Raw genomic sequence first — 22715 nt, forward strand, 5'->3', positions numbered from 1 at the left:
AGTGCGCTGTGTGACGAACCGCTCACACTGTGCCGCCCGTCGGCGTAGCGTGACAGACCTTCGGCATCCCGGCCCTGAACTGCACGTATGTGGTGCGGGACGGGGGAGCGGGCGGTAACGGCAACCCATGGACGGTGAACGATGGGGCAGCGCAAGGACATCGACGGTTCGACCGGCGTCCCGACCTTCTACGGCAGCGAACTGCGCTGGAAACGGGAGGAGGCGGGGCTCACTCTCCAGCAGTTGGTCGAGGGCAGCTTCTACGGCCCGAGCCACCTCAGCGAGATCGAGCGGGGGACGCGCCGGATGCCGGCGGAACTCGCCGAGCACGTGGACAAGGTGCTCGGCACGGACGGCTTCTTCCGGCGCCGGTGCGAGGACGTGCGGCGGGCGAAGCGGCGGGGGCACGCGAGCTATTTCGAGCGGGTGCTGGAGGCGGAGAAGCACGCCAAGTCCATCGAGGAGTGGTGCCCGACCTTGATTCCCGGCCTGCTCCAGACGGATGCCTATGCCCGGGCGCTCGTCCAGGCGGCCATGCCGCTGGCGCAGGACGAGGAAGTGGAGGAAAAGGTCAGCGCCCGACTGGCACGGGCCCGCCTTTTCGAGGACAACCACAAGACGCCGATGTACTGGGCGATCCTGTCCGAGGTGCTCCTGCGGCAGCCTGTCCTTCCTCCGGAGCTGACGGCCGAGCAACTGGAGCACGTGGCTGCGCTGGCGCGCCGCCGCCGGATCGTTCCCCAGATTCTTCCGTGGAACTGTGGGCCCCACCCGCTCATGATGGGCATGGCCAAGGTCATGACCTTCCCGGACGCTCCACCGTTGGTCTACTTGGAGTCACAGCACAGTGGGGACACCATCGACGATCCGGCACTCGTAGAGGAGTACCGCAAGTCGTACGATCTGCTCAGGGCCGCCGCACTGCCCCCCGAGGCGTCCCTGGCCCTTATCGAGCAAGCTGCTGAGGATGTGCGAAATGGCAAGCAATGCGAATGACTTGAGCACCGCCGTCTGGCGCAAGAGCAGCTACAGCAATGGAACAGGCGGCGACTGTCTGGAGGTAGCCGAAGCCTTCCCCGGCGCCGCCCGCTGGCGCAAGAGCACCTACAGCAACGGCGACGGCGGCGACTGCCTCGAAGTCTGCGACGCCCACACCGCCGTCGTCCCCGTCCGTGACTCCAAGGTCCCCCACGGCCCGGTCCTCACCCTCACGGCCCCGGCCTGGACGTCGTTCGTCGCCTCCCTCAAGTGATGCGGGGTCAGTGCTGGTTCGCCGGGAAGACGGCCGCCGGGTCGCAACGCTTCGGGCAGGCGAGCAGGTAGACCTCGTTGCCGAGGAACAGGAGGTAGGCGTCGTCCCGGATGCTGTAGGGCTGCACCGGGGCCCCGGGGCGGACGCCGAACTCCAGGTGCCCCGGTACCTGGCAGACGAACGCCATCTCCGCGCCGCACGCGCACCGGTAGTACTCGGGCTCCTGCGCCCAGGCCGCAGTGCCCCCCACCTTGAAATGCACGTCGAACGGCGCGTGCGCGTCCACGAAGGGCCGCAGGGTCAGGGGAAGAGCCCGCACGGCCGGTTCGGGATCCGCCTCCGGTATCCCCGGGTCACGCTGGAGCAGCACCCGCCAGAACGAGCCCGGGAACGGCGGCTGCGGAGCCTCCCAGAACCGGGGCACGAGGCGGCCGTCGGCCGTGATCGGGTCGGACGCGTCGTGGTGGTGCGCGCAGTGGAAGACCGACAGGTGTTCTCCGCCGAAGAACTCGATGTCGTCCAGCAGATCCAGTTGGAAGAACAGCGCCATCCGCTCGCCGCAGAAGCAGCGCGGCCACTCCTGGCCGGTACCTCCAGTCCGTCCTCGCTCACCGGCCGGCGTCCAGTACGGTCCGGCCGATGAGGGGGCGGTCCCACAGGGCGAGGAGTTCGTTGGCGAGGTCGAGGATCGGCAGCGGGTGCTGTTCGCCCCGCACCTCGATGTGGGCCGCCGACAGGCTCCGGGGGACGGCACCGGCGTCGAGCAGGACGCGCCAGTCCTCGGGTCCGAGGCTCAGGTACTCCAGACCCGTCAGCCCGGCGATCTCCAGGGGATCGGCGAGCGTACCCGGGTAGACGGTGAGGGTCCGCAGGCGGGGAAGTCCGACGACCGGGGCGAGGCTGAGCGGCTCGCCCTCCCACACGCCGATGCCGAGCACCTCCAGCTCGGGACGGGCGGCGGCCTCCACACTCCGCAGGGCGCGGATGTTCACCCGGGCCACCACCGGCGGGCTGTCCGCGTCACGGTTCTGGTGCCAGCCGCTGGGTCGGTTGATCACCATGTCGGTGAGGGAGTCGGCGCGAAGTCCGGCACCGATGGTCCGCTCGTGGTCGATCACGATGACCTGCCCGGTGTGTCCGCCCGGGCCGGGCGTCAGGTCGATGGCCAGCCGGTCGCCGCCGCCGTTGTCGCCGAAGGCGATCCAGCCGGGTGAACCGACGAGGCCCTGCACGGCGGCGTCCGGCGCGGTGACGGCGGCGTCGTCGGCAGCGAACTGCCAAGGGCAGGGACGGGAGGCCGCGTCCGCGATGTACAGCGAATCCAGAGAGAAGAGCTCGCAGCCGACGGCGTCAGCGACGCGCTCCGCCGCCGCGTAGTCGCCACCCCAGTCCTCCCACCGCGCCCGGGTCACCCGGTAGAGCGCCTTGAGCTCGTCGGGCAGCGCGACACCGAGACGCGCCTCCGCCGCGGCGATCTCCTCCTCGGTGGCCCCGATGGCGTCGGGCAGCCGCTCCCGAAGGGTCCGCTCCAGCAGCGCCGGGTCCGCAGACGGCGCAGGTGTGGCCCCCGGCACATCATCGGGCAGGCGCCGCCAGGGCTCGGGCACGGCACCCTCGACCAGGAGCAGGGCACCCACGAAGGGGCTGACGACGCCGTGCTCCACGGCAGGGCCCAAGTCGACGACATGAAGCCGTGTCTTCCCGTCCGGTGCCGACTCGACCATGTACGAAACGCTGCTCGCCCCGTCGGCCCTGAGGGCGTCCTGTACCCGTTCCACGGCGGTGAACTGGTCCTCCATGTCCGCCACCTGAAGGGCTCGCCCCGGCATCGGGTGCGGCTGCGGCGCGGGCAGGGTCCAACTGCCGAGAGTGATCTGCCCCGTGAAGCAACCACCCGGCGCGGCGAGCTGTTCCGCGTTGGCATCCCGCACCAGCCGCAGCAGCGGCTCCCAGGTCGCGAGTTCATGTATCGAGGACAACGGTGTACTCCGGTCGGTCGGTTGTTGAGGACGGGGAAGCGATGGGGGCGAGGGACGGCTCAGTCGCCCGAGTATCCGAAGATGCCCAGGTGGGTCGGCTCGGGCTGGTCATCGGCGTAGAGGAGGACGTACACGCCCGTCCACCGCATACGGCACTCGTCCAGCAGCGTCTCCTCGGGATCGGGAGGGAGCCGGTCGGCCGTGCGGGCGTGGTCGAGGAGTTCCGCGAACCGAACCGGCGTCGGCCGGACGGTGCCGAAGTGGTGCAGGACGCGTTCCTCCGTCAGGGGACGCAGTGTCCCGTAGTCCTCGACGTCGAGCGGTGTCGGCACCGCAGTGGAGCGGACGACACGCTGGATGTCGAGGATGGAGTGCGTTCCCTCCTCACCCATGAACTCTTCGTCGGCCCAGAGGTCGTCCAGACAGCCGTACACGTCGTCGTGGCCGTAGTACTCGTCGAAGACTTGGCGGTGCAAAGCCGTCAGCGACTTCTCGGCGCTGCCTTCGTACGTGGTGACGTACTCCCACCCACTGGCGCCCACGGTCGTCCCCCTCTGTCATGGATCCGGCGTGATCCTAGGGCCGCCCACTGACATGGAGCGGGGCAGCCGCCGGACGGTGCTCCGATCGTCCGGCGCGTGAGCGATGAATCCGGGCGGCGGACGGAGTCTGCTCTGTCATGACTGGTCACACCACCACCGTCAAAGCCAACGAGGTCACCTTGGGCGTCGAGTCGTTCGGTGACGACGACGCGCCGCTCGTCCTGCTCGCGGGCGGGACGACGATGCTCTCCTGGCCCGACGCGCTGTGCGAGCGCATCGCCGCCGGCGGGCGCCGCGCCGTGCGCTACGACCTGCGGGACAGCGGCGCGTCGACGACGCGCGACCCGGAGGCGCCCGTCTACACCCTGCGCGACCTCGCCGCCGACGCGGCGGCCCTCGCCGACGCGCTCGGCGGCCGGCCCGCCCACCTCGCCGGGATCGGCGTCGGCGGGATGGTCGCCCAGGTCGCCGCGCTCGACCACCCGGACGCCTTCTCGGCGCTCACGCTGGTCGGCACCCGCGCGGTCGCGCCCGGCCCGTCCGACGACGACCTCCCCGACCACGACCAGGAGACGATGGGCCGGCTGTTCGCGCACCCGATGCCCGACTGGAGCGACCGCGAGGCGGTCGCGGACTTCGCTGCCGCCGGGGCGGAGATCCTCGGCGACGACCCCGTCGCCGCACGCGCGGTCGCCGCGCGCATCTGGGACCGCACGCCCGGCACCGCACCCGCGGTCCAGATGGCCAACCAGCTGGGCATGGTGTTCTCCAGGCTGGACTGCACACCCCGCTGGCGCGAGCGCCTGCCCGAGATCAAGCTGCCCACGCTCGTCGTCCACGGCCGCCGCGACCGGTTCTTCCCCGTCGGCAACGGCGAGGCGATGGCGCGCGAGATCCCCGGGGCACGGCTGCTCGTCCTCGAGGAGGCCGCCACGGCGATCCCCGATACGGCGGCCGGCGCGGTCACCGAGGCGATGCTCACGCTCGGATAGCGGACGGCGGGGGACAAGTGGGCCCGGCCTCCATGCGGCGAGAGGTCGTTGGACACCGGTGATCAGCGGTGGTCGTCCTCTTCCCTCAGCCGGTCTCTCCGCACCTTCGCACGGTCCGGCCGGAGCACCAGGTCGCGCTGGTACCAGGTGCCTGGCTCACCACTGAGGTGGGCCGGGTCGGCCGGACCGACAGGGACGAACCCGGCCTTGGTCAGCACCTTCTGCGACGCGGCATTCCGGAGGGTGGTGGCCGCCCGCAGGGTGCGCAGCCCGTACTGGGCCGCCGCCAGCCGGCACAGCTCCCGGACGGTCGCGGTCGCCACGCCACGACCGGCGACACGCTGGGCGACCCGGTAGCCGAGGTCCGCGGTGCGGTCCTCGATGTCCATCAGGTTGAATCTGCCGAGGACCGAGCCGTCCTCGGCGACGAGCACGTGGAAGGCGCAGATGCCCGCTTCCTGCTCGGCCAGCAAGGCGTCGAAACGGGCCGTGAACCGGTCGAAGAACTCGTCGCCGCGGTCGGGGACCGAGACGGCGAAGTAGGCGCGGTTCGCCAGCTCGAAAGCCAGGACCGCCGGGGCGTAACCGGCGTGCAGCCGCTTCAGCTCGGGCATCGCCCGACCTTACCCAGCGAGCGCGCCGTAGCCACCTGAGTTTAGGTGGATACCGGTGAGGGGTGGACCCTTGTCCGTGTGGACGCTCTCATTGGCACTCAGGTGCCTCATCGTCGACTGACCGACCCTGCCTCGGCGCTTGCAGCCCTGGAACGGGCTGCACCCGAGCTTGCGCGATTCCGGCGTACGGCCCCCGCCGGCATCGACTGGACCCAGGTGGAGGAATGCCTGGGCGTGGCGCTGCCTTCGGACTACAGGGCTGCTCGCTGAGACCTACCCGTCCATGGTGGTCTTCGGTGACTTCCTGTGCGTCGGCTTCCCGCCGCCCAGGCGGGACAAGGCCTGGGCCGAAGACCCGGAGGATCTTGAGATCCTCGCCGAGTGGTGCGAGGACGCCGAGACGGCCGTCCCCCTGGCTCCGTTCCCTGCTCCTGGGGGACTGCTGCCCTGGGCCACGTCGAACCAGGGCGACTACTTTCTGTGGACCACCAGTGAGGCCGGCCCCGACGCGTGGACTGTCACCGTGGCCTCCCGTAACGGTGGCTGGTGGCACTACATGGGAGGGGCCGTTCAGTTCCTGGCGGACCTGATCAGCGGGTCCCTGGAACTGTGGCAGTTGCCGTCGGTGCTGCCCTCAGTCGAGGCCTTCGGAAGGAACTGAGACGGTCAACATCTTTCCAGGCGACGGTGACAGACAGGGTGGCGACTGCCCACGTCCGAGCCGGACGGAGATCTGCGGGAGCCTTTTCCCGCACGAGCCCGACGACGCCTGAATGTCAGCGGTAGTACTCGCGCCGCAGATCTGCCTCGAACCGCATGTGAGGGCCCGCATAGCCCGCGAAGCGCTCCCAGAGCTCGGGAAAACCCAGCAGATGATCCGTGACGCGAATGCTGACGAGTTCGATGACCTGGGGTCGTCCCGATCCAAGGAGCGCCTCTATCAGACGGGCGCAGTGGACGATGGTCTCCTTCGTCGATTTTTCCAGCGCTGGTCGGAACACAGGGTGCATGAAACCGTAACTCAGCATGGAATACATGCCGGGATCGGAACACTCGCCGTTCGTGAGTTCCAGTTCCTCCTCCTCAAGCTCGGTTACAAAAGGGCGGGCCTCCGGGACGTGTTCCCAGATGCTCTTCCGCACGAATTCACTGTCCGAAGGGTTCATCTCTCGATTTCCGGTTCAAAGCCGTCGTGCACGCCGCGAGGGGTGAGCTGTCCCTGCCGGTGAAGTCGCGGTGTCGCGAGCAGGTGATGCCACCATGTGCGGCCTGGCCGGTCATCTCGCATGCCATGGTGGACGCCCTCAGAACGGGCTCGGGACCTGCGTCCAGACGATCACGATGAGGGCCAGGTGGACGAGGCACAGCAGCCGTACGGACTTCCATCTGAACGACACCCCGGCCGCGGCGGCGAGGAAGAGCGTGGAAAGCACGAGGCAGAAGAAGGAACCGGCCGCTGTGTCGGCGTCCGACGTCGGCGTGTTCTCGGCGCCCACGGCGGGCAGGCTCAGGGCCAGCATGCTGAACGCGACGGCGTACAGTCCGGCGGTGAGCAGACATCGCAGCCACAGGACCGGCTTGTGGTGCCCAGTTGTCATGTGTCGTTCCATCATGCACACGTTACTGACGTGGGGTGCGCCGACGGCGAGCCGCCGTCGGCGCACCCCACGTGGCCAAAACCGTTCTACCGCGCCGTCCTTCGAGTGGGGCCAGCTCCTGGTGGTACTACCGCATCCGTGCTCCGGGGCGCTGCCCGGCGATGAACCCGCCGATTCCCAGCCCGACCCCGACCAGCGTCAGCATGGCGCCGAAGGCCCCCAGGAGCAGCGGCGCCATGGTGGAGGCCGGCTTCTCCTGTACGCGGCCGCGCACCCCGGAGACCGCGACGCTGCCCGACTGCTCATCGAGGAAGTAGCGCGAGTCATTCGCATTGGGCCGGTTGTCGCCCAGCAGGAACAAGCGCCCCTCCGGCACGGTCACGTCGTACGGTGAGCCTGTCGAACCGAGCGGGTCACGCATCACGTAGGGCTCGTCGATCCGCTTGCCGTTCACCGTGACCCGCATACCGTCGCGGGACTCCACGTGGTCACCGCCCAGTCCGATCACCCGCTGCAGGACCGGCGCGCCCCTGTACCGGCCGGGCACAGTGACGAGAAGGACATCACCCCGGCGTATCTCTCCTTCGTCGATCCGCTCGATGGCCAGCCGATCGCCCGGATGGTACGTGGGCCGCATCGCATCGCCCGCGACGGTGATGTGCTCCCGGTCCAGACCACCGGTGCCTACGAACCCACCAGTGGCTCCCAGCAACACCACCAACCCCAGCGGGACCAGCACCCAGGCGGCGACTTTCATCCTACGGCCCGCGCATTGTGACTGCACGAACATCCCTCCCTGTCTGTCTCTGCTCAACTGCCGTGGACCGAGCGGCCCGGCCGGAACGTCTGCTCAAACTCGCACTGCGCAGTGCCGAAAGGCTTGAATGCCGTCACTCGGAAAGCGGGCGCGAACCCTAGATTGCGGTGGAAATTTCGGTTACGGGATCCAGCCTATGGACTCGCGCACAGGTGCCGGTGTCCGACTCGATGTCCGCGGTCCGCACCCGGTAGGCCGTGGGCTCGATCTCCACGAACAGAAGTTCGTCGGTACTAGCCTCAATCCCAGGAAGAGCCGCATCGAAAATCGCGAGCGGGCCGTTCACGCGCACGATTGGCCCCTCGTCCCACATGCCGACGGAACCGATGCCTTCACGCATCGCCTCGACGAATCGAGCGTCACTGGAGGAAGAGATCCACTGAACAATGGATCGGTATTTCTTCATGCACGCGGTCGGAGCGGGGATGTCGTTGATTACCAGTCCCGTTACCGGAGCGGATGGCTCTCCGACCGTCGTCCCTGTCGTACACCAGGACGGGCCACCTGCCCGGGTCCTCGCCCGAGGCATCCCAGCAGAGAAGGTCGGCGCTCGCGTCTCCACCCCAGGCGATCAGCTCAGGGCGGGCCTCCGCGAGCTCGCGGGCCTTCCGCACCCACGACCAGGCCTCTCGGGCCACCTCGGTCTCGTTGGCCATGTCGGAGTTTTCCGTCACCGTCACGAACGCCATAACCCGACCACACTCACCAAGATCGTGTTACGAGCTCTAAGGTCATCGATGTTCTTGGCGGATCACTCGGATTCCAAACGGGCGCATATCGTCCGCAACTTCGATGAGGAATCCGCTCAGTTGTAGGGAGTCCGCGAGCATCTTCTGCATGTCAGACGAGTGCTGGGCAACCCGTGCGAGAAATGGAGACTGCAACTCTTGTGACCGGATTAGTTCTTTTACTTTCGAGGAGATCAAGTTTGGAAGTTTCCATGCAATGTAAACTCCTCCGGCTTCATCGTCGCCTGCATCAATCTCCACGGAAAATCCACCAAATTCCCCAAATGCCGGGGAAAAGCCGTGGGACTTCAGTGTCATTGTAGTGAGTTCAGCCAATTCGCGGATGCCGCGAAGGGTTTCTTCGCTCATGTGGTCGACCATGTGAGATCTCCTTCTATGCTGGAATCGGGGACCCGGCAACGGGATTCTCCTCCTGTTGCCGGGCCCTAGGATGTCACGATCCGATCAGGGGGTCCGCTAGTACCCCTTTGCCCGCCTGATCATCTCGCTCAGCATCTCGTTCGACTGCTGATTCATCAAGAGTCCCAATTCCGTCGTCTTGGTGTGCCATGGGACAGACCAGGAGACCGGCGTCCCATTTTCCAGCGTCTTTGCCAACATGGGGTCACATTTGTCGGGGCAGGGCTGTCGTTCGCTGTATAGCGCTCTAATCTTACTCGGATCGATTTTCATGGCCGTGAGCTGGGCCAGGATGTCATCTTCCGAGTGATACTCTTTGCCGTTGACCTTGCCCTTGCTGAAACCAATCACCGGCGCATCAAGGCCCTCAACCCAGGCTGCGGCAACGTTCCGACCGTCACCGACTCCCGATTTCACACGTGCATTGAACGCCGCCCTGCTCAGATCGTCGCTGTTGTACGCGATCTCGCCACTGGATGCCGAGAATCCTCCGGAGGATCCGCTGTCGGCGCTACGGAGGTTGGCGATGTCATCGAAGAGGTTCTGAAGACCTGAGCCGAAGACGCCCGCCGATTCCATAGCGAGGGCCCCGCCCGCCGTGGCGGTGGCCGCGCCGAGTGCACATGAGGCGCCGAGCGTTGGAATGCCACCGACGACGCACTCACCCGCGCCGACGACCACAGCTGCGACGCCGAGTACAGTGCCTCCGGCCCCTGCCCCGGTCTCGAGAAGGTCCCAGCCGATGTCTTGCAGAGTGTCGGAATTCTCCGAGAACCAGTCACCCGTGGCGTCCAGCGTGTCGGAGCACCAGTCGCACCAGTCGTGTCCGTCGAGTTCGATACGGCTGACGGGGTTGCCGCCGGTGAAGGCGTACCGGTTACCGGTATAGGGATCGTTGCCCAGGCTCACGTCGGCGAGGGCGCCGTTGTACATGTCCCGGGTGGTGAAGCGGTTGAGGCCCGGGTTGTAGTCACGGAAGCCCATGTCGTAGGTGCCGGACTGGGCGTCCCAGCGCTTGGAGTTGTAGCGGTAGGGGTTGTAGTCCTCCTTGGTGGCGTCGGTGGTGTCGGGCTTGTCGATGCCGGTGAACTCGGACTCGTCGTTGGCGCCGTAGGCGGTGTAGCCGTAGGTGGCCTTCGTGTCGCCGTTGTCGTCCGTCAGGGTTTCGACGTCGGTGTGGCTGTTGTAGCTGTAGTAGCCGTCCTCGGTCGTGCCGTCCGTGTTGTGCTTGATCTGCGACAGGCGTTTGCCCCAGGGGCTGTACTGGTACGACTTGGTGAGCTCGCCGGCGACCTCTTCGTTCAGCACTTCGCCGGACAGGCCGAGGTAGGTGAAGTCGGTGGTCTTGCCGTCCGCTGTCTTCGAGGCGGTGCGGTCCAGGGGGTCGAAGGTGTACGTGGTGGACTTCATCGCGCCGGTGTCGTCCATCTTCTGGGACTCCACGACGTGGTCGAAGCCGTCGTACACGCTGCGGGAGATGACCTTGCCCTGCGATGTCACCGACTGCTGGCGGCCGAAGGGGTCGTAGTTGTAGTCGGCCGTGACGCCGGATGTCGTCGCGGTCAGCAGCCGGTTGCGGTCGTAGTGGTATGTGGTGCTGGTGCCCTTGACCGTCTGACTGATGACGTTGGCGTTGTCGTCGTGGACGTAGGTTTCCGTGCCGGCGCCATTGCCCGTCTTAACCGACTTGGTGAGCCGGTTGGCCGGGTCGTAGGAGTAGTCGGTCGTGGAGTCGAGGTACGCCGTGTGGTTGTCGGCGTTCATCTTCTTCGCGACGTCCTGCGCCTTGTTGCCGTTGGGGTCGTAGGCGTAGGTGTGGGACGCGACCAGCGTGGTGCCGTCGGCCTTCTTCTCGACTGTCGACTTCAGTGCGCCGTCGAGGTAGTAGGTGTAGTCGACGGTGTTGTCGTTGGCCTTGGTCTCCTTCAGCTTCTGGCCGCGGTCGGTGTAGGTGTACGACGTCACCTTCGGATCGGTGTCCGTCGCCGTCTTGCCGACCGACACCGTCTTGACCAGTTCGCGCAGGTCGTAGGTGTACGTGGAGTGCTGGGTCGGGTGGGTGACCGTTTCCGGCTGGCCGTTGGCGTCGTACGTGTACGACGTGGCCTTCTTCTCCGTGCCGGACAGCGACTCCGCGACATTCCGGACCTGGTTGAGACCCGTGTAGGCGACGGTGTAGGTGTCGATCTGGGCCCCGGAGGAGGTGTCGTCGATCGACGTCAGGTTGCCGTTGGCGTCGTAGGCGTAGGTGAAGGTCTTCTTCTCGTTGTCGGTGTCGGCGGAGTTGTCACGGACCAGCTTGACCGCGTCGGCCACCACCGTGCCGGTGCTGTTCTGCTCCAGCTTCAGCTCGGTGTCCACGCCCTGCTTGAGGGCGTAGTTGCCGAGGCTGACCCAGGTCCCAGTACCGGCCGTCTGGTCCCTGGTGACCGCCGGTTCGGTGGTCGTGCCGTGGGTGAGCGTGTACGTGGCGGCTGTGGCGGCGCCGGTCACCTCCGGGTACTTCACGTACGCGGTGTACGTGCCGTCCTCGGGGATGTTCAGCGTCCACGTGAAGGCGTCCGTGCCCGTGCCTGCGGCGTGAGTTCGGTGGTCGTAGCCCTGCTGGCCGGTGATGTCTCCCTCGGCCCACGTGCCCGTGGCAGTGATGTGCTGGGTGTCGGAGTTGTCCACCAGGACCACCGACTTGCCCACCGGGACACCGTCGTCGGAGCGGGACTTGAGCTTGCCGTCGGGGTAGTACGACCACGTCATCGTGCGGTTGGAGGAACCGCCCGCCGACGTCAGCGTGCGGGCCGTCTGCTGGCCCAGGTCGTTGTAGTCGTAGGTGGTGGCGATGTCCCACGGGTCCGTGGACGACCTCACCCAGCCGTTGTCGAAGTAGTCGTAGGCGGTGGTGTTGCGGACTGTCTGACCCTCGGAGGGTGGCAGCGAGGTCGTCGCTACCCGGCCGACCTTGTCGTACACCGTCTCGGTGTAGACGTTCGGGTCGTTGTGGCGGGTGTCCGCCGGGTCGTAGGGCTGGTACTGCTTGACGGGCCGGTTCAGCGCGTCGTACTCGGTGCGGGTGGTGAACGCCGTCGTTGTGCCGGCCTCGACGGCCCGCGGGTTGATCACCTTCGTGGTATTGCCGACCTCGTCGTACTCGTACCGGGTCGTGCGGTAGGTGATCGTGGTGGTGCCGCTGTGCGGGACCTTGACCTCGGTGGTCTTGCCGCGCTTGTCGTAGTCGATGAGCGTGGTGTTGTTCTCCGCGTCCGTGGTCGAGGTGACCAGGGAGTCCTTGGAGTAGGCCCGCTTGGTGGTGTTGCCCGCCGCGTCCGTGACCGCGGTGACCCGGTGGTTCAGGTCGTAGACGGTCTTGGTGGTGTAGTCGGCCGTGTCGACCGTGGCGTTCTTCTTCGGGTCGATGACCTTGGTGGCGTTGCCGACGTTGTCGTACTCGTAACTGATCCTGTCGCCGTCCGCGTTGACCACGGAGGTGAGCTGGTAGATCTCGTCGTAGTGGTTCGTCGTGACGTAGTCGGTGGTGTCGGCCGTGGTCAGTGTGCCCTTGGGCTCCACCACGGTTTTGACGTTGCCGACCTTGTCGTAGGTGTAGGTGTTCTTCCGCTCTTCCGAGGTGGTGGAGTCCTTGGGCGCGGTCGCCGTTGTGACCTGGTCCGCGTCGTCGTACACCGCGGTCGAGACCGCTCCGTTGGGCGCCGTGGACGTGGTGATGTTGTCGTTGGCGTCGTACTCCGGAGCGGGAGTGGTGATCAGGTCATTCTTGTCCTGCTCCTTCGGTACCGTGCTGACCAGCGGACGGCCGAAGGCGTCGTACGTCTGTGTGGTCACCTTCTCCTCGGCGTCGATGACCTTGGTCACCTGGCCGCGCTCGTCGTAGACGAACTTCGTGGAGTGGGTCAGGGCGTCGGTGATCGTCTCCGGGTAGCCGGTCGGGCCGAAAGCGCTGTACGTCGTCGGGTTGCCGTTGGCGTCGACGGCCTTGGTGAGCTGGCCGTAGGAGTCGTACTCGTACGACGTCGTGTAGTCGCCCGCCGTAGCAGTCGCCACGCCCTTGGGGTCGGTGACCGTCTTCAGGTTGCCGAAGGCGTCATAGCCGAACTGCCAGGCGCGGCCCTCGGGGGAGCTCTTGCGCCACAGGTCGGCGGCGTAGCCGTCGGCGCGGGTCTGGTACGCGTACGTCGCCGCGTCGGCCGGCCACTTGGAGGTGTCCGTCACACAGGCGGTCGCCTGGTCGGGCACGCCCGTCTTGTTGTTCTCGGCGTCACGCGACCAGAGCGGGTAGCCGGTCTTCTGGTCGTAGCAGTACGCGGTCTTGGCGCCGTTGGCCTCCTCCAGGTAGGTGACGTTGTTGTCCGCGTCCCAGCTCATCTTGGTGGTCTGGGACTTGGCGTTGGTGGTCTGGACGGGCCGGCCGTAGTCGTCGGTGACGTACTTCGTCGCGTGGGACTCGGCGTCCGTCACGGTGGTGTCCGTGAACTTGGGGTTCGCGGTGTTCGCCGCGTACGTGTAGCCGGTGTTCCCGTCGAGGCGGTCGGTGACGGTCTTCGTCCACCAGTGGTACTTGGGGTCGTCGCCGTTCTGCGGGGCGTAGTACGCCAGGTCGGTGCCGTTGCCGCGCGGGTCGGTGACGGTGACCAGCTTGACGTTCTTGTTGCCCTGGGTGGCGTCGTAGGTGAACGTGAAGGTCTTCGGCTGGTCGGAGCCGTTGCCGTCGACCATGCGGCCGAGCAGGCCCTTGTCGGTGTAGTAGAAGGAGATCTTGCGGCCCGAGATGTCCGTCATGGACGCCACGTGGTCGTAGATCTTGGAGTTGGTGAGGTTGGTGCCCGAGACCAGGGCCCCGCTGTCGTTGACGTACGAGTACGTCGCGTCGCCCTTGAGGTAGTAGCCGACGCGCAGCGACTTCCGGCCCGCGGGGTCGGTGATGTACTTGAGGAACTTGGTCGGCTTGTTGTTGGACCTGCGTTCCTCGTACGTGTACGTCTGCGTGTTGCCGTTCTTGTCGACCACCGAGGTCAGGTAGCCGTCGCAGCCGAAGAGGAAGCGGGTGCCGTCCGGGCGCAGCATCGTCCAGGCGTCCGGGACCGGGTCCGTGGTGGGCTTGCAGTCCAGGCCGTCCTTCATCGACAGCCGGTAGTGGACGCCCGCCGGGGCCTTGAAGGTGCCGTCGGCCTGCTTGTGGAAGACGTGCGTGGTGCCGTCGCCGTCCGGCAGGCGGACCTCGGTCGGGTTCGGGTTGGGGTGGAAGTCCAGCGGCGCGCCCAGGCGGATGGGGCCTGCCAGCTGCGCCGACCAGCCCGCGCCCGAGACCGTGTCACTGGTGTCGAGTGAGTTGTAGGAGAAGCGCGCGAACGTCGTCAGACCGCGTCCGGGGTTGGAGAACGCGTTGTACGACCACACGCTGTTGCCGGAGGACAGGTTGTTCATCACCGTCGAGCCGGCGCCGGTGTTCTTGCCGGTGTAGGAGTAGAACTTCTCCAGGCCGAGCTGGTTGGAGGTCGGGTCCTCGACCGCCACGCTCTGCTTCAGCGACGGGATGCCGCCGGTGCCGGCCGACAGCCAGCTGCCGTCGGCGGTCTTGCGGACGTCCCAGCCGAGCACGTACTCGCCGCGCTTGTTGCCCGAATCCGAGTTGACGGGTGTGGCGACCTTCGCCTGGATCGTGGCCGACTGGCCGGGCAGCAGCCTCGGGATCGGGGTGGCGAGCTGGTTGCCGCCGGTGGTGACGTCCGTGCCGTCGGGCAGCTTCCAGGTGTAGGACAGCTCCCGCTCGCCCGCCACCCACTCCGCGGAGGTGGTGTTGGTGACCGTGAAGTCCACCGTGTACGTGGTGTTCGGGGTCATCCGGGACGGCGTCTGCGGGGCGTAGTACGTGTCCTCCGTGGTGGAGTCGACGTAGATGACCTGCATGTACGGACGCAGCTGGGGGTCGGCCGCCTCGGCGGACAGGAACAGGGTGCGCTCCTGCGGCCCGGCGGACGACTCGTCCTTCAGCTTGACGGCGACGCCCTTGTTGCCGGTGGGATCGTCGATCCAGCTCTGCATGAGGCTGGTGGCGTCCCACTCGCGGCGGCCGACGTCCGCCACCTGGCCGACGGTGCTGGAGACGGCCGGGGACATGTCACCGCCGGCGCTGCTCCAGGCGGTGGTGGAGGTGGCGTTGTTCCACGTGGCCTGGGTCTCGTTGAAGTCCCGCGTCAGGGCGTGGAGTTCGTAGAGCGCCCCGTCGGTGCCGGTGGTGGTCTCCGCGCCCCACATGAACATGCGGTTGTTGATCACCGTGGCGGTCGACGGGATACCGGTGGTGGGGAACTTCAGCACCGCGCGGGTCGTGCCGTAGGTGCCGGAGTTGTTGCCGACGCTCAGCCACTTCTGGCCCACGCCCCAGGACTGGATGGTGTCCTGGTTGGTGGACGGCTGCGCGGAGGAGAGCGTGGTGTCGGTGACGCCGCCCTGGCTGCCCTGGATGATCTTCATCGTCCGGCCGGCCTTCGGGATACCGACGACGCGGGTCGGCGACCCGAGCAGTTCCCCGCTCTTGGTCTTCACCGCGATCTGGTAGTAGTACGACTTCCCGATCTCGTTGGCCGCCGAGTCCGGGGTCGGAACCGCGGTGGTGTCCGTGTACGTGGTGGCCGACGAGCTGATCGGCGCGATCAGGGTCGCCGCCGACGGCGTGAACGCCTGCTGCGTGGAGCGGTGCAGCTGGTACTCCACGATGTCCTGGCCGGTGTCACCGCTGGTGTTGGCGTACGCCTTCCACGACAGCTCCGGGCCCGTGGAGTGCACCACGGTCGGGGAGTTCAGCGCCGTGCCGACCTTGCCGTAGGTCACCGTCAGCCGGGGGATGCTGGACGTCTCGCCGCCGTAGGAGCCGTCACCGGCCTCGTAGCGGGGGCCGCCGAGCGGGCCGGTGGACGACTCGTCCTTCGCCGCCAGCACGAAGCCGTGGTTGGCGGCGGTGCCGCTCACCCACTTCTGCACCGTGTCGGCGACCGGGAACTCGTGCCACTGGTTGTACTCGCCCGTGTTCTTGACGATCTGGGCCGGGTTCACCAGGCGCACGGCGTCCGCGAGCACCGCGGTCGACGTCGACGCGGGACCGTCGCCGAGGACGATCTTGCCGACCGTGCCCTTGGTGAACGGCAGCTGCCCGCCGCCGTTCAGCGACGTCCAGACGCCGTTGGTGCCGGCCGACTGGTCGACGGTGAACGTCTGCGTGCCGTCGCGGTGCGTCACCGTGTACGGGGCGTTCGTCGCCCGGTCGGTGGCCGCGACGTAGTGCACGTCGACGCGGTAGGTGGCGGTGTCGGTGACCTTCGGCTGCCAGGTGTACGTGTCGCCGGCGACCGCGTCCTTGTTGTAGCGGTAGTCCTGGCCGATCGCGTACTGCGTCAGCGTCGAGCCGGACGTGGGCCAGGAGCCGGTCGCGGCCGTGGTGCCCGCGTCACCGTCGTCGACCTGCACGCTGGTGCCGGACAGCTCACCGACCAGGCCGGACGTGTTCGACCAAGTGGCCGTCGCCTCGTCCCAGGCGCCGGTCGCGCGGTGGGCCTCGATGGTGACGTCGTTGCCGTTGGTGGTGTGCGACTGGTCGAAGTAGACGCCCAGCCGGGCGCCGTCGACCTTCACCCCGGCCGGGATCTCGTCCAGCGGGAACTTCAGCAGGGAACGCGCGTTGGCGGTGGACGTGGTCTTGCCCACCGCCAGCTTCCAGGACGAGTTGAAGTTCACGCCCGGCTGGTCCGACAGGACCATGGTGTCCTGCGAACCCGACGGCGACGGCGCGATCGTGATCGTCGGGTCGATGACGACCGGGTACTGCCGCTCCTTCGCCGCCAGCCACTTCGCGTCCGGCGTGACCGTCAGCTTCCAGCCGTCACCGTCGCGGACGAGCTTCTGCGTGACGTCGGCGCTGTACGCGTACCCGTACGGCGACGACGCCGACTTCCTCGCGTCCGTCATGTACGGCGCCGGTATCACCAGCACCGGCGTGTTCGGCAGCTCACCGAAGAACGCGATCGAGCCGTCCTTGCGCGCCTTCGGCGTCAGGCCCTCGGTGTCCAAGGTGAAGGTGTACGTCACCGGGCCGGCGGGCCGCTCGGCGAGGGTGATGTCCTCCTTCACCCGGCCCGGACCGACCTGGTAGGCCAGGTCCGCGCCGCCGACCGCGTCCTTGTAGGTGACCGTGTCGCCCTTGGCCTCCGGCTTCAGGGAGCCGCGTGCCCCCTGCAGGCCGAGGGTGACCGACTGACCCCCGTCCGCCGTCTCGAACCGCAGCAGCCGGTCCGGGTCCGACCCGAACCAGCTGCGGCCGGTGTTGGTCGTGTTGGCGAAATCGAAGCCCTTGGCCTTCGTCCCCGTCACCCGGGTGTCGATCGCCTTCCACGCCTTCGAGGACGGGTCCCTGTACGCGGTCGGGGTGGCCGTCAGCTCCGCTTCGACGCGGCCGTCGGACAGCTGCCAGAAGCGGGCCGACGGGGTGCGGCGGGAGGTGAGTTCCTTGACCCGTTCCGCCTTTGGGGCGTTCTTCCCCTTGGCCAGTTTCTGCCGGTCGGCCACGGGCCGGTCGCCGTACGACGGCGGCTCCGGGCTCTCCTCTCCGTCCTCCGCGAACCAGCCGGAGACCGTATCGAAAAACCCCTTGTCCTCGCCCTTTTCGGGCTCGGACGGCGGGGCCGCATAAGCGACTTGCGGCAGGAGTGTGCCCGCAATCGCCGCGGCCACCAGACAGGAGAGATATCTCCTGTACGGCACCTTCACGTGCATACCTTTCGACATCGGCGGCCCACCCCGCCGAACGCGAAACGGGCGCGCCGAACGAGCCGTCGCGGACAGTCCCGCACGGCTTTGTGCATAGCTGTGCAGCACCTCGCGAGCAGGTGAAACACCGGTCGCGGGGCGCGGCGGCCGGATTATTGGCCAGTGAGCTGATGCCCTGTCAAGCGAGCGGACATTTGGGGACGTTGAAGCGCGGAAACGCGGTCGGTACGCCCCTTTTTGTCTTGTCGCTCGCGTGGCCCGCTCCGGATGGTGTATAACCGCCCGGTTCCACCTCAGTTGCATGCCGCATTGATCCGGACCACTGAAAGCCGAGCCCGAGCATGTCAGTCAATGAATCCTCGAAAGACACAGACCCCTGCGCGGAAAACGGCGTGAAAAGCGGCGCAGAGAATGGCGCGGGGGAGGACGCGCAAAGCGCCGTGGTGGACGGCGCGCAGAAGAGTGAGGGCGAGGGTGAGGGCAGCGGCGGCCGGGCCGGTGTGGTGATCGCCGCCGTCCTGCTGCTCGCCTGCGCCGGCCTCGTCGGCTACGGCCTGCTCGACACCGAGGACGAACCGGAGAAGTCCACGGCGCCGACCGCAGCCGTGACCTACGAGGTCACCGGCGACGGCGCGGCCGAGATCTCCTTCCTGGGCCGGGACGAGGACGGCACGGCCACCGTCGTCCGGGACGCCGAGCTGCCCTGGAAGCGCACCGTGCAGGTGCCGCTCGGCAAGAGGCCCACGGTGGCCGTCGTCCTCGGGGAGAAGGGCGGGCAGGTGTCCTGCACGCTCGCGATCCGCGGCAAGCACGTCCAGCGGGCCACGGCCATGGGTGAGTTCGGGCGCGCCACCTGCGCGGGCGAGCTGCCCGCCGGTGAGTCGGCCGCGGGCGGGAGCTGATCACGTCGGGCGCTGATCACGACGGGTGTTGATCAGGACGGGCGCTGATCACGGCGGGTGGGGTGGCGGCACGCCGACGGTCGTGATCAGGGGCGGCGGCGGGCTGAGGGCGCCCGGTCCGCGCGTCGCTGCGGGTGCGCGCGGACCGGGGCCGTTCGAGGGAGCCCGGAAGGGCTCAGTGGGACGCGAGGGCGCTCGGCTGCTGGGCCGCGGCGTGGGCGTCCATCCGTTCGGCGGCGAGGATCGCCACCGCCGTGTCGGCGCGGGACGCGGCGACGACCAGGGCGCGGCCCGCGAGGGCATGAGCGCGCCGGTGCAGGGCCGCCGCGGTCGCCTTGCGGCCCGTCGTGGCCGCCGGCATGCGGGCCGGCGTACGTCCTCCCCGCAGGCGGGCGACCTGCTCGGTGAGCCGCTCGGCCGCGGTGTCCAGTTCGGCCGAGGGGGCCGCCGCGCGCAGTTCGTCGGTGACGGCGAGCAGTGCGGCGAGATGGCCCGCGAGCTGGATGTCCAGCTCCTCCTCGCGGGAACGGTGGGGGAAGTCGTGGGGGGTGCCGGCCATCGTGCTGTGCACCGACTTGGCACGTATCGGTTCGTACATGGATGGCCTCCTGGGTACTGGCAGGAAGCCATCCTAGCTTAGATCTCGTCTAAAGTTGAGTCGTTCTCAAGATCGGACGATCGGTACCGGTTGTCAGGGCTGGCCGTAACCGTCCAGGAAGCGGCCGATCCGGCCCACCGCGTCCCGCAGGTCGGTGACCGACGGCAGGGTGACCACCCGGAAGTGGTCCGGTTCCGGCCAGTTGAAGCCGGTGCCCTGGACGACCATGATCTTCTCGCGGCGCAGCAGGTCCAGGACCATCCGCCGGTCGTCCTTGATCTTGAACACGTCGGGGTCGAGGCGGGGGAAGAGGTACAGCGCCCCCTTCGGCTTCACACAGCTCACGCCCGGGATCTGGGTCAGCAGTTCGTACGCAGTGTCCCGCTGCTCGCGCAGCCGCCCGCCGGGCAGGACCAGGTCGTTGATCGTCTGGCGGCCGCTGAGCGCCGCGACCACGCCGTGCTGGCCCGGCATGTTCGCGCACAGCCGCATGTTCGCCAGGATCGTCAGGCCCTCGATGTAGGAGTCGGCGTGGGCGCGCGGTCCCGAGATCGACATCCAGCCCACCCGGTAGCCGGCCACGCGGTACGCCTTCGACATGCCGTTGAAGGTGAGGGTGAGCAGGTCGGGGGCGACCGAGGCGGTCGGGATGTGCTCCGCGTCGTCGTAGAGGATCTTGTCGTAGATCTCGTCCGAGCAGACCAGCAGGTTGTGGCGGCGGGCGATGTCCGTCAGGCCCTTGACGACCGCCTCGTCGTAGACCGCGCCGGTCGGGTTGTTCGGGTTGATGATGACGATCGCCTTGGTGCGGTCGGTGACCTTGCGCTCCACGTCGGCGAGGTCCGGCATCCAGTCGGACTGCTCGTCGCAGCGGTAGTGCACCGCCGTACCGCCGGAGAGCGAGACGGCCGCCGTCCACAGCGGGTAGTCGGGCGCGGGGACGAGCACCTCGTCGCCGTCGTCCAGCAGTGCCTGCATCGCCATCACGATCAGTTCGGAGACGCCGTTGCCGATGAAGACGTGCTCGACGTCGGTCTCGATGCCGAGGGTCTGGTTGTGCATGACCACCGCCCGGCGCGCCGCCAGCAGGCCCTTGGCGTCGCCGTAGCCGTGCGCCGACGACACGTTGCGGAGGATGTCCTCCAAGATCTCGGGCGGGCACTCGAAGCCGAACGCCGCCGGGTTCCCGGTGTTCAGCTTGAGGATGCGGTGACCGGCCGCTTCCAGCCGCATCGCCTCCTCGAGCACCGGGCCCCGGATCTCGTAACAGACGTTGGCGAGCTTGGTCGACTGGATCACCTGCATGCTGGGAGCTTACGGCCCGGTATGGCCCTTCGGGCCGTGTTTTCCGCCACGTGAGACGCGGCGGTTTCCGCGGGTATGTCCGCTCGCTGTCCTCAGGGGTCCTGACCTCTCTACAATGCGCGGCCATGTCCAGCGCATCCCGGTACGCCGATGGAGGGAACGGCGCGTCGGTTCCCCAGGGTCAGCCGAGCGTCTACCTTCCGCAGACCGCCCCGCCCCCGGCGTACGACGCCTACGCCGACCCGGCGGCCGCGCACGGCTGGCAGAACGCGTACGACGAGACGCGCGAACTGCCGCCCGTCGCGGTCGGTGAACCGGGTCCGCCCGGGCCGGCCGGTGGCGTGCCGACCGCACCGGGGGAGGTGCCGCACCCCGGCGACGGGCATGCGGCGGGTGACGGTCCGGACCGGCCGGGCGGCGGCTCCCCGCGCCCCGGGTCCGGCGGGCGGGGCCGTCGCAGGGCCCCCGCGCCGCCGCGCGCTCGCCGCGCGGTGGCGGCCGTGTCGGCGGTGGGTGCCGTGTCCGTGGCGGCGCTGATCGCCGGTTTCGCCTTCTCGGGTTCGCCGTCCAAAGGTGCCGGGGAGCGGGGCGACCGCGAGGGGGTGACCAGCGGGCAGTCCGACGTGCCGTCCTCGGAGACGGACGCGTCCGCACCGGCCGGGGGGCCTGACGCGAGCGGCGGTCCGTCGGCCGGATCCGCATCCCCGAGTGCGAGCGGCTCCGGCGAGGACCGGGAGGCCGACGCGGCGACGTCCGCGCCCGCCGCCTCCACCACCTCCGCACCGAGCCTCCCCGCGGCGACCCCCACCGCCTCCACCGCGCCGGGCGACCCTGGTCCGGGCGACGCCGACGACCGGCCGGGCCGGGGTCAGGGACCAAAGAAGTCCCGGTAGACACGGCCGCGGTCGGGCGTGGCTTCGCGGGCCGGTGCCCGGTGGGGGCCGGTTGGTTTCCTTCGCGCCGGGTGGCGCCGGTCCGGGGGCCGGGAGCGGGCGCCCGGACCGAGGTCAGGGAGCCGAAGCGGGCCAGGTGGACGCGGGCGCCCGGGCCCGGTGCCGGCCGGTCCGGCGGTCGCGCATGCCCGGAGCCCGGCCGGTGCGGGTGACGCCCCTGTGCGGGACCCTGCCGCCCGGTGACGTTACCGGCCGGAAACACGACCTTGCCCCCTCGGCGTCCCCATGCTGACAATGCGCATGACAAATACGTGGGCGGCCGGAGGTCCTCCGGCCGCCCGACGCCGCATTGAGGGGACCCCCATGAGAAAACCTCTCGTCGTCGCGCTCTGTGCCCTGGCCCTCGCCGGGGCGGGCGTGACCCCCGCGGTCGCCGCCGCGCCTTCCCCCACGGGCGCGGACACGACCACGGGCGCGGTCCCGGCCACGTTGACGGACCTCGTCAACGACACGGTCGGGACCGCGGCGGACACCCTGTCCGGACTCACCGCGCCCAAAGCCGGCGCGGTGAACTTCGCGGGCACGGTCTCGCTCAGCAACTGCTCCGGTTCCGTCGTCCGCATGCCCGACTCGGCGGCCGACGACCCGGCGCTCGTGCTCACCAACGGCCACTGCCTGGAGACGGGCTTCCCCGCGCCCGGCCAGGTCCTCGTCGACCGGGCGTCCAGCCGCAGCTTCGGCCTGCTCAACTCATCCGGATCCAAGGTCGCCACCCTGCGCGCCAACCGGCTCGTGTACGCGACCATGACCGACACGGACGCCGCGATCTACCGGCTCGGCACGACGTACGCGCAGATCAAGAGCGCCTACGGCATCGACGCGCTGACGCTGAGCGACGCCCGGCCGGCGGCCGGCACGGCCATCAGCGTGGTGTCCGGCTACTGGAAGCGGATCTACAACTGCTCCATCGACGGGTTCGCCTACCGCATGAAGGAGGGCGACTGGACCTGGAAGGACTCGGTCCGTTACACCTCCGCCTGCAACACCATCGGCGGCACCTCCGGTTCACCGGTCGTCGACAGCGCCACCGGCCAGGTGGTCGCCGTCAACAACACCGGCAACGAGGACGGCGAGCGCTGCACGGTCAACAACCCGTGCGAGGTCGACGAGAACGGCGCCGTCACGGTCCGCCAGGGCATCAACTACGCCCAGCAGACCCATCTGTTCCCCGCCTGCTTCGGCGTGGACAACAGGCTCGAGCTGAGCGCGAGCGGCTGCGCCGTCCCCAAGCCGTAGACCGTGG

Annotated in this window: 19 protein-coding genes; 7 read left to right on the plus strand and 12 right to left on the minus strand. The window is 68.3% G+C overall.

All coding sequences use genetic code 11. From position 1 onward, the window contains the following. The first annotated feature begins 141 nt into the window (after positions 1 to 141). Both F1615_RS03440 and F1615_RS03445 read left to right on the plus strand, forming a co-directional pair. Positions 142 to 996, plus strand: a complete 855-nt coding sequence (locus tag F1615_RS03440) for a helix-turn-helix domain-containing protein (RefSeq protein WP_149547362.1) — start codon at positions 142 to 144, stop codon at positions 994 to 996. Beyond that, the gene (locus tag F1615_RS03445) at positions 977 to 1252 is read left to right on the plus strand and encodes a DUF397 domain-containing protein (protein ID WP_149547363.1); all 276 of its coding nucleotides are present in this window, start codon (positions 977 to 979) and stop codon (positions 1250 to 1252) included. The genes F1615_RS03440 and F1615_RS03445 overlap by 20 nt, the downstream gene beginning before the upstream one ends. Positions 1253 to 1259: 7 nt before the next feature. On the opposite strand, the gene F1615_RS03450 is transcribed toward F1615_RS03445, so the two are convergent. From F1615_RS03450 to F1615_RS03460, 3 genes are read right to left on the minus strand one after another with little or no spacing between them, the layout of a single operon-like run. Continuing rightward, positions 1260 to 1802 carry a hypothetical protein gene (locus F1615_RS03450; protein ID WP_208818237.1) on the minus strand — a complete coding sequence of 181 codons (543 nt, stop codon included), beginning with the start codon at positions 1800 to 1802 and terminating at the stop codon, positions 1260 to 1262. Between the two features lie 58 nt (positions 1803 to 1860). Continuing rightward, on the minus strand, positions 1861 to 3231 hold the full coding sequence (locus tag F1615_RS03455) for an SMI1/KNR4 family protein (protein ID WP_149547364.1): 1371 nt from the start codon (positions 3229 to 3231) through the stop codon (positions 1861 to 1863). 59 nt (positions 3232 to 3290) lie between these two features. After that, on the minus strand, positions 3291 to 3773 hold the full coding sequence (locus F1615_RS03460; RefSeq protein ID WP_149547365.1) for a hypothetical protein: 483 nt from the start codon (positions 3771 to 3773) through the stop codon (positions 3291 to 3293). Positions 3774 to 3910: 137 nt separating this feature from the next. Between F1615_RS03460 and F1615_RS03465 the strand changes: the two genes are divergently transcribed. Continuing rightward, a complete protein-coding gene (locus tag F1615_RS03465) occupies positions 3911 to 4765 on the plus strand; it encodes an alpha/beta fold hydrolase (RefSeq protein ID WP_149547366.1) in 855 nt (284 codons plus the stop codon). Between the two features lie 62 nt (positions 4766 to 4827). Here the strand turns inward: F1615_RS03465 and F1615_RS03470 are convergent, their stop codons facing one another. Continuing rightward, positions 4828 to 5379, minus strand: coding sequence for a GNAT family N-acetyltransferase (locus F1615_RS03470; RefSeq protein ID WP_149547367.1), 552 nt, complete (start codon positions 5377 to 5379; stop codon positions 4828 to 4830). Positions 5380 to 5662: 283 nt separating this feature from the next. Between F1615_RS03470 and F1615_RS36120 the strand changes: the two genes are divergently transcribed. After that, a complete protein-coding gene (locus F1615_RS36120) occupies positions 5663 to 6040 on the plus strand; it encodes a hypothetical protein (RefSeq protein ID WP_244328630.1) in 378 nt (125 codons plus the stop codon). Positions 6041 to 6155: 115 nt separating this feature from the next. Here F1615_RS36120 and F1615_RS03480 read toward each other — a convergent pair whose 3' ends face one another. From F1615_RS03480 to F1615_RS03505, 6 genes are all read right to left on the minus strand, one after another. Further along, entirely contained in the window at positions 6156 to 6521 is a 366-nt protein-coding gene (locus F1615_RS03480; RefSeq protein WP_149547368.1) for a hypothetical protein, read from the minus strand. Between the two features lie 162 nt (positions 6522 to 6683). Beyond that, complete coding sequence (locus tag F1615_RS03485; RefSeq protein WP_149547369.1) at positions 6684 to 6977, minus strand: hypothetical protein; 294 nt, start codon at positions 6975 to 6977, stop codon at positions 6684 to 6686. A gap of 127 nt (positions 6978 to 7104) precedes the next feature. Then, complete coding sequence (gene lepB, locus F1615_RS03490; RefSeq protein WP_244328631.1) at positions 7105 to 7734, minus strand: signal peptidase I; 630 nt, start codon at positions 7732 to 7734, stop codon at positions 7105 to 7107. A 157-nt stretch (positions 7735 to 7891) separates the two neighbouring features. Continuing rightward, positions 7892 to 8323: an Imm21 family immunity protein gene (locus F1615_RS03495; RefSeq protein ID WP_167533651.1), complete on the minus strand. Its 432-nt coding sequence runs from the start codon at positions 8321 to 8323 to the stop codon at positions 7892 to 7894. A gap of 202 nt (positions 8324 to 8525) precedes the next feature. Next, complete coding sequence (locus tag F1615_RS03500; RefSeq protein WP_149547372.1) at positions 8526 to 8903, minus strand: hypothetical protein; 378 nt, start codon at positions 8901 to 8903, stop codon at positions 8526 to 8528. 96 nt (positions 8904 to 8999) lie between these two features. After that, positions 9000 to 17732, minus strand: coding sequence for a DNRLRE domain-containing protein (locus F1615_RS03505; RefSeq protein WP_149547373.1), 8733 nt, complete (start codon positions 17730 to 17732; stop codon positions 9000 to 9002). Between the two features lie 425 nt (positions 17733 to 18157). Here F1615_RS03505 and F1615_RS03510 point away from each other — a divergent pair, with 425 nt between their 5' ends. Then, positions 18158 to 18616, plus strand: a complete 459-nt coding sequence (locus tag F1615_RS03510) for an MmpS family transport accessory protein (protein WP_244328633.1) — start codon at positions 18158 to 18160, stop codon at positions 18614 to 18616. Positions 18617 to 18791: 175 nt separating this feature from the next. On the opposite strand, the gene F1615_RS03515 is transcribed toward F1615_RS03510, so the two are convergent. Continuing rightward, complete coding sequence (locus F1615_RS03515; protein WP_149547375.1) at positions 18792 to 19214, minus strand: hypothetical protein; 423 nt, start codon at positions 19212 to 19214, stop codon at positions 18792 to 18794. A gap of 93 nt (positions 19215 to 19307) precedes the next feature. Continuing rightward, positions 19308 to 20519, minus strand: a complete 1212-nt coding sequence (locus tag F1615_RS03520; RefSeq protein WP_149547376.1) for a pyridoxal phosphate-dependent aminotransferase — start codon at positions 20517 to 20519, stop codon at positions 19308 to 19310. Positions 20520 to 20644: 125 nt separating this feature from the next. Between F1615_RS03520 and F1615_RS03525 the strand changes: the two genes are divergently transcribed. Further along, positions 20645 to 21412 (plus strand): hypothetical protein, encoded by a 768-nt coding sequence (locus F1615_RS03525; RefSeq protein WP_149547377.1) that lies wholly within the window; start codon positions 20645 to 20647, stop codon positions 21410 to 21412. A 363-nt stretch (positions 21413 to 21775) separates the two neighbouring features. Further along, positions 21776 to 22708, plus strand: coding sequence for a S1 family peptidase (locus F1615_RS03530; RefSeq protein ID WP_149547378.1), 933 nt, complete (start codon positions 21776 to 21778; stop codon positions 22706 to 22708). Positions 22709 to 22715 lie beyond the last annotated feature (7 nt).

It is taken from the genome of Streptomyces marokkonensis (genome assembly GCF_008312835.1).
Taxonomy (GTDB): Bacteria; Actinomycetota; Actinomycetes; order Streptomycetales; family Streptomycetaceae; genus Streptomyces; species Streptomyces marokkonensis_A.

What these genes read in the sequence shown, in the direction of transcription:
- F1615_RS03505 (WP_149547373.1), bottom strand. Translation starts at nt 17,732, where the DNA reads ATGTCGAAAGGTATGCACGTGAAGGTGCCGTACAGGAGATATCTCTCC.
- F1615_RS03450 (WP_208818237.1), bottom strand. Translation starts at nt 1,802, where the DNA reads ATGGCGCTGTTCTTCCAACTGGATCTGCTGGACGACATCGAGTTCTTC.
- F1615_RS03470 (WP_149547367.1), bottom strand. Translation starts at nt 5,379, where the DNA reads ATGCCCGAGCTGAAGCGGCTGCACGCCGGTTACGCCCCGGCGGTCCTG.
- F1615_RS03530 (WP_149547378.1), top strand. Translation starts at nt 21,776, where the DNA reads ATGAGAAAACCTCTCGTCGTCGCGCTCTGTGCCCTGGCCCTCGCCGGG.
- F1615_RS03465 (WP_149547366.1), top strand. Translation starts at nt 3,911, where the DNA reads ATGACTGGTCACACCACCACCGTCAAAGCCAACGAGGTCACCTTGGGC.
- F1615_RS03445 (WP_149547363.1), top strand. Translation starts at nt 977, where the DNA reads ATGGCAAGCAATGCGAATGACTTGAGCACCGCCGTCTGGCGCAAGAGC.
- F1615_RS03485 (WP_149547369.1), bottom strand. Translation starts at nt 6,977, where the DNA reads ATGACAACTGGGCACCACAAGCCGGTCCTGTGGCTGCGATGTCTGCTC.
- F1615_RS03520 (WP_149547376.1), bottom strand. Translation starts at nt 20,519, where the DNA reads ATGCAGGTGATCCAGTCGACCAAGCTCGCCAACGTCTGTTACGAGATC.
- lepB (WP_244328631.1), bottom strand. Translation starts at nt 7,734, where the DNA reads ATGAAAGTCGCCGCCTGGGTGCTGGTCCCGCTGGGGTTGGTGGTGTTG.
- F1615_RS03500 (WP_149547372.1), bottom strand. Translation starts at nt 8,903, where the DNA reads ATGGTCGACCACATGAGCGAAGAAACCCTTCGCGGCATCCGCGAATTG.
- F1615_RS03515 (WP_149547375.1), bottom strand. Translation starts at nt 19,214, where the DNA reads ATGTACGAACCGATACGTGCCAAGTCGGTGCACAGCACGATGGCCGGC.
- F1615_RS03440 (WP_149547362.1), top strand. Translation starts at nt 142, where the DNA reads ATGGGGCAGCGCAAGGACATCGACGGTTCGACCGGCGTCCCGACCTTC.
- F1615_RS36120 (WP_244328630.1), top strand. Translation starts at nt 5,663, where the DNA reads ATGGTGGTCTTCGGTGACTTCCTGTGCGTCGGCTTCCCGCCGCCCAGG.
- F1615_RS03495 (WP_167533651.1), bottom strand. Translation starts at nt 8,323, where the DNA reads ATGCCTCGGGCGAGGACCCGGGCAGGTGGCCCGTCCTGGTGTACGACA.
- F1615_RS03525 (WP_149547377.1), top strand. Translation starts at nt 20,645, where the DNA reads ATGTCCAGCGCATCCCGGTACGCCGATGGAGGGAACGGCGCGTCGGTT.